Origin of the sequence: Lysinibacillus sp. NPDC056232 (assembly GCF_042267565.1) — a bacterium.
In the GTDB taxonomy this organism is placed as follows: domain Bacteria; phylum Bacillota; class Bacilli; order Bacillales_A; family Planococcaceae; genus Lysinibacillus.
This window is the reverse complement of record NZ_JBHJTF010000083.1, coordinates 1-4,689: the sequence shown is the minus strand read 5'-3', so window position 1 is coordinate 4,689 and position 4,689 is coordinate 1. Positions and strand designations below refer to the sequence as shown.

Below are 4,689 nucleotides of genomic sequence, written 5' to 3'. Positions count from 1 at the left end.
AAGCTTTAGAGCGTTCAAATCTAGATGTGAAAATTTCAAAAGAAAAAGCATATGGGATCTTTAGCACACTTTTATATACGGCAGCGATGAAAAAAGATTTAGTTTATAACAAATGCGAAATATTCAATTTTCTACTTGATAGTTCAATATATCAAATTTTTGCAAATTCGTTTTCTTTAGCAAATAAAAATCCTACTAATGACCATTGTGTAAACTAACAGAAACAAACATTAAGATTGGGGGAATTTGCTTTGAGAAATTTAATAGTAGATATCTTGCAACAAAATAGTTCTATAGGAATATTAACCTACATATCAATTGGGCTTGTACTTGTGGTGTTTATTATTGGATTGCTATGTATTTTAAAAAAGAAAAAATATGGCGTATATGTATTGGCTTCCAGTTTCTTGCTATTAGTAAATCCAGCTATTAATTTTTTATTTAATTAATTCTAACGGAGGTAAACTAAAATGATTAAACAATTAGATACTGCTTTGAGTAAGGTAAATAAGAGGGTAGGAGTAAATGTGAAAACGCCAAAAGTAACAAAATCAAAACTGAAATATAGTAGGTATTTAACAACTGTCGTAGGAATAGGAGGATTAACATTAGGAATTATTGGTCCATCGAAATCGTTGTTAGTTCTCGGGACAATAAGTATTTTGAGTTCTATTGCAACAACCAATGAAATAAGAAAAATTTAGAATGCTGAACTGTGCTAGGTCAAGGGGAATAATAATGTATGAAGCGGCTTGAGCCCGGAATTTTAAAGGCTCAGGTCGTTTAATCGTTTCTGCTAGCATATTAATGGAATAGTATCAACCGCATAAAATGATTTCTTGACGTTTGTTTGAGAATAAATATTTAATTATATGAATAGGAAATTGAAACTTTTTCCATTGATAAACGTATTAAATAAGAGAAATAGTAGGAGGTGAAATTTTGGAAGAAAATATTCAGGGAAAACAAAAGAATGAGTTAGTCGAATGGATAAAGGCGATTGTATTCGCTTTATTGGTGGCGTTTGTCATCAAACAGTTTTTATTTACGCCAGTACTCGTAAAAGGTGCTTCTATGATGCCGACACTTGAAGACCACGATCGTGTTATTATTAATAAAATCGGTCCGAAATTTAAGTCGATTGATCGATTTGACGTTGTTGTAATTAAAATGAATGAAGAAACAAATTATATAAAACGTATCGTTGGTCTACCAGGAGATAAAATCGAGTATAAGGATGATCAATTATACATAAACGGAGAGAAGTTCAGTGAACCTTATTTAGAGCAATTCAAGAAGGAATTAAAAGATACTGGATCACTCACTTATGATTTTACGTTAGACCAAAATTTAGGTGAAACTACCGTACCTGAAGGGCAATACTTTGTCTTAGGTGATAATCGTCGCGTAAGTAATGATAGCAGAAATCCTGAGGTAGGGTTTATTCCGAAAGAAAGAATAATGGGTACAACAAGCATCATCTGTTGGCCGGTCAAGCATATTGACTTCAGTTTTAACTGATGTTTCGAAAGCTTATAAACTTGATAAAGATAATAAACATGACCACTCCACAACGAGTGGTTTTTTTTGTTGTCAGTTGTTCAATCAACAACAGTGGAAAACAGACGATCAAAGGGTATCATATCAGGTAACAATCATTGACTAAAGGGCATGGATTGTTTAGTAAGTGTCACTTCATTGAAAGAAATGGCATAGCATATTTAACTTTAAATATGCTATGCCATTTATATTTATCTATCCTTTATTAATTCAAATCTATATTTCCTGACTTCGTTACAATTTGCATCTTATGATCACCATTACCTGAAATACCTTGTAACCCCTTTTTTGTCTTTGAATTGCCGTATAGAGTAAAGTCAATTGATGGTCTACCACTGTTTGTATGGAGATCTAATGCTAAATTAGGCTGTTCTTCATCAAAATTCACTGATACTTTACCACTTGTGGTTGTTATCTTTACATCATTATTCAATTTTATAAAATGAAGTTTAACATGACCACTGCTTGAGCGTATTTCGATGTCATTTTGAATTAATTCCTTTCCGTTAACATTACCAGAAGATCCATCAATAATTATTTTCCCTTTGAATTGCCTAGGTACTTTAACTTCTAAAGTCGGTTTTTTACTAAGATTAAATAATCGTGTAATATCAGAATCCAATTCCTTCCTTAGTTAAACTTCGGAATAAAATATCAAGCAGTTCAAGTTCTGCCTTATCCTGGATTATGTGTATAGTTGGGGTAATATTAATATTTTACACTATAGATTATCTATAATAAGTTTTTTGAATGAAACAGGTATTAACAGGTATTAACACCGTTAATCATTTTGTTGATTTTAAAATGGTAGGGAGGTATTCGTCATGAGTTATAAATGGTTAGAATGGGCGAAGAAGATCCAATCAATTTCCCAAGCAGGATTAACTTTTTCAAAAGACGTTTACGATATTGAACGTTATGAAGAATTAAGAAATTTAAGTGCCCAGATCATGAGAGAATACACCGGGTTAGAAATGAAAACAATCAAGGATTTATTTACGAATGAAACGGGATATCAAACACCCAAAGTAGATGTTCGAGGAGTAGTATTTCATACCAATAAAATACTAATGGTAAGAGAAAAAAATGATGATAGATGGTCTTTGCCCGGGGGTTTCTGTGATATAGGTTTATCGCCTAGTGAAAACATTGTAAAAGAAATTAAAGAAGAAGCAGGATACAATGTAGTTCCAACGAAATTACTTGCTTTATTGGATATGAATAAGCACCCTCATCCTCCTCAACCATATCACTATTATAAATTATTTGTTCAATGTGAGATTATTGGCGGGCAAGCAAGAACTGGTTTGGAAACAAAAGGAGTAAAATTTTATCATGAAGATCATTTACCTATGCTTTCTTTAGGGAGAAATACAAATACTCAAATCAAAATGCTTTTTGAATTTTTAAGGGACCCTACTAAAGATACAATATTTGATTAATAGTTATAAGTTAATGGAAGCGTTGGCTAAGAAGGATTGAATTTACGATGATAAACAATCGGCACTATTCCTATGTAATGATAAAAAGTCCAATTTCTTAACTAAAATGTTTAAGAAATTGGGTTTTTATATTGATAGTGTAAAACAATTATAAAAAATTAATCATTTAATCCTTTACCATCGAGAATGTGCTGCGTGTATTTTTCAATCCTTGACACGCGAGTTTTGGATTGTTTAGGTTGAGAAAAATGTAAAATATATGCTCTTTGTCGTCCTGGCGTTAATTCTTCAAAAGCCGTTTTTAAGGCAGGCATTTCATTAAATTTATTGTGAAGTTCTTCAGGAATAATGTATTCCTTATGCTCTTTCATTGGCACTTCTAAACCTGCTTTTTCAACTTCAATGGCTTCATGAATATAATCTTTTATGATGGATTCCATTCCAACTATTTCTTGAACATTGGTGAAACGAATTTGGCGCGCGGCCTGTACATTTTCCGTTTGTTGAATTAAAATCCCATGGGCATCCTTTAACAAGGAACCTTTGTGAAACAGAAGCGCACAATAATCTTTAAAACCATGTATTAACACAATGTTTTTTTTCTCAATCGAATAACAAGGATGCATCCATTTAAATTCTTCAGTCAGTTCACAGTCCAGAATGATATTTCTCAACACCGAATATTCTTCCTGCCACTTTTTAGCTTTATTTAAAAATTCATCAACCTTCGGATTCGTTTTACTATTTGTCATCTAGGAACACCCCTCTACCAATTATCTAATCGATTTATAATAAAACATTAATTAGTGTCATGTCTAGTTAAAAATAGGGAGCTACTTTCACTAATTACGGAAAATACTTCAGTCGAACGAGTGCTTCTTTTTTTAATACAATTAATGGACAATTGTTGAAGAATTATGCTTTTTTCCTAGATGGCATAAGACACAGAATCTTGAAAGCGGAAAATTTAAAAGGATCACCCGGAGGATAGTGATCCTTAGTAAAGATTTGAAGGTGTAAGGTTGAATTGGTATTTCCTTACAACAGTTATGAGCATTATAGGAGGTATTGGGTATTAATAACCTTTATTCATGAAAGCAGCGCCGACAATGATCAGAAGAATGAATAGAACAACAATTAGCGCAAATGCTGAACCAGTTCCACTTCCGTAATATTCAGACATAATAATGCCTCCTCTCTATAATTCATTATATGTACAGTTGGCAAAAGGAACTGCGATATTTATCTTAGGGATGCTTAGTAAAAGATTTAAAAATACACTGTTTAGGTGCTAACTAAAGTCATACTCTCAATGAGTCGTGGCTTTTTTTATACATAAATAGGAGTTTAACCAAAGGGATGCTGAATCAATTTTAACGAACGAATTTTCCGGAAGAATTCTTCTTCCTTAAGCATGCGCAGGGGAATGTATTGAAAACCTCAGCGCCACGTATCTATAAAAGGCTTTAGAAAAAGAACAAAAACGTGAAGAAATGGAATCCCAACAAAATACAAATAAAGATGAGAAATAATAAGCACTTGCTAAGGCAGCTTTTTTTGTGAAAGGGAAAATAAAAAGGACTGGAGAATTATAAACTGTACCCTATAAGATAGACACTTTGAAAAAAGTCTATCCTATAGGGTACTTTTGTTTATAATGAGAAAAAAGATGTCGGAGCGGAATGAA

The 4,689-nt window shown here is 32.4% G+C and carries 8 protein-coding genes and 1 pseudogene; 6 read left to right on the top strand and 3 right to left on the bottom strand.

Annotated features, from left to right (window positions below; all coding sequences use genetic code 11):
* The 4 genes from ACFCYJ_RS27230 to lepB form a co-directional block, all read left to right on the top strand.
* On the top strand, nt 1-218 hold a 218-nt coding region (locus ACFCYJ_RS27230), incomplete at its 5' end, for a hypothetical protein (protein ID WP_376079072.1).
* 18 nt (nt 219-236) lie between these two features.
* Nucleotides 237-449: a hypothetical protein gene (locus tag ACFCYJ_RS27225; protein WP_376079070.1), complete on the top strand. Its 213-nt coding sequence runs from the start codon at nt 237-239 to the stop codon at nt 447-449.
* A gap of 21 nt (nt 450-470) precedes the next feature.
* Nucleotides 471-704 (top strand): hypothetical protein, encoded by a 234-nt coding sequence (locus ACFCYJ_RS27220; RefSeq protein ID WP_376079068.1) that lies wholly within the window; start codon nt 471-473, stop codon nt 702-704.
* A 238-nt stretch (nt 705-942) separates the two neighbouring features.
* Nucleotides 943-1,521, top strand: a complete 579-nt coding sequence (lepB, locus tag ACFCYJ_RS27215) for a signal peptidase I (RefSeq protein WP_376079067.1) — start codon at nt 943-945, stop codon at nt 1,519-1,521.
* A 244-nt stretch (nt 1,522-1,765) separates the two neighbouring features.
* On the opposite strand, the gene ACFCYJ_RS27210 is transcribed toward lepB, so the two are convergent.
* Nucleotides 1,766-2,182, bottom strand: coding sequence for a DUF4097 family beta strand repeat-containing protein (locus ACFCYJ_RS27210; RefSeq protein ID WP_376079065.1), 417 nt, complete (start codon nt 2,180-2,182; stop codon nt 1,766-1,768).
* Nucleotides 2,183-2,187: 5 nt separating this feature from the next.
* Here ACFCYJ_RS27210 and ACFCYJ_RS27510 point away from each other — a divergent pair.
* Together ACFCYJ_RS27510 and ACFCYJ_RS27205 are read left to right on the top strand one after the other, a co-directional pair.
* Nucleotides 2,188-2,298: pseudogene (locus ACFCYJ_RS27510) on the top strand (GAP family protein); the annotation flags it as partial.
* An 86-nt stretch (nt 2,299-2,384) separates the two neighbouring features.
* Complete coding sequence (locus tag ACFCYJ_RS27205) at nt 2,385-3,002, top strand: NUDIX hydrolase (RefSeq protein WP_376079063.1); 618 nt, start codon at nt 2,385-2,387, stop codon at nt 3,000-3,002.
* Nucleotides 3,003-3,160: 158 nt separating this feature from the next.
* On the opposite strand, the gene ACFCYJ_RS27200 is transcribed toward ACFCYJ_RS27205, so the two are convergent.
* Together ACFCYJ_RS27200 and ACFCYJ_RS27195 are read right to left on the bottom strand one after the other, a co-directional pair.
* Nucleotides 3,161-3,754 carry a YdeI/OmpD-associated family protein gene (locus ACFCYJ_RS27200; RefSeq protein ID WP_376079061.1) on the bottom strand — a complete coding sequence of 198 codons (594 nt, stop codon included), beginning with the start codon at nt 3,752-3,754 and terminating at the stop codon, nt 3,161-3,163.
* Between the two features lie 323 nt (nt 3,755-4,077).
* Nucleotides 4,078-4,185, bottom strand: coding sequence for a YjcZ family sporulation protein (locus ACFCYJ_RS27195; protein WP_323646228.1), 108 nt, complete (start codon nt 4,183-4,185; stop codon nt 4,078-4,080).
* Nucleotides 4,186-4,689: the final 504 nt, after the last annotated feature.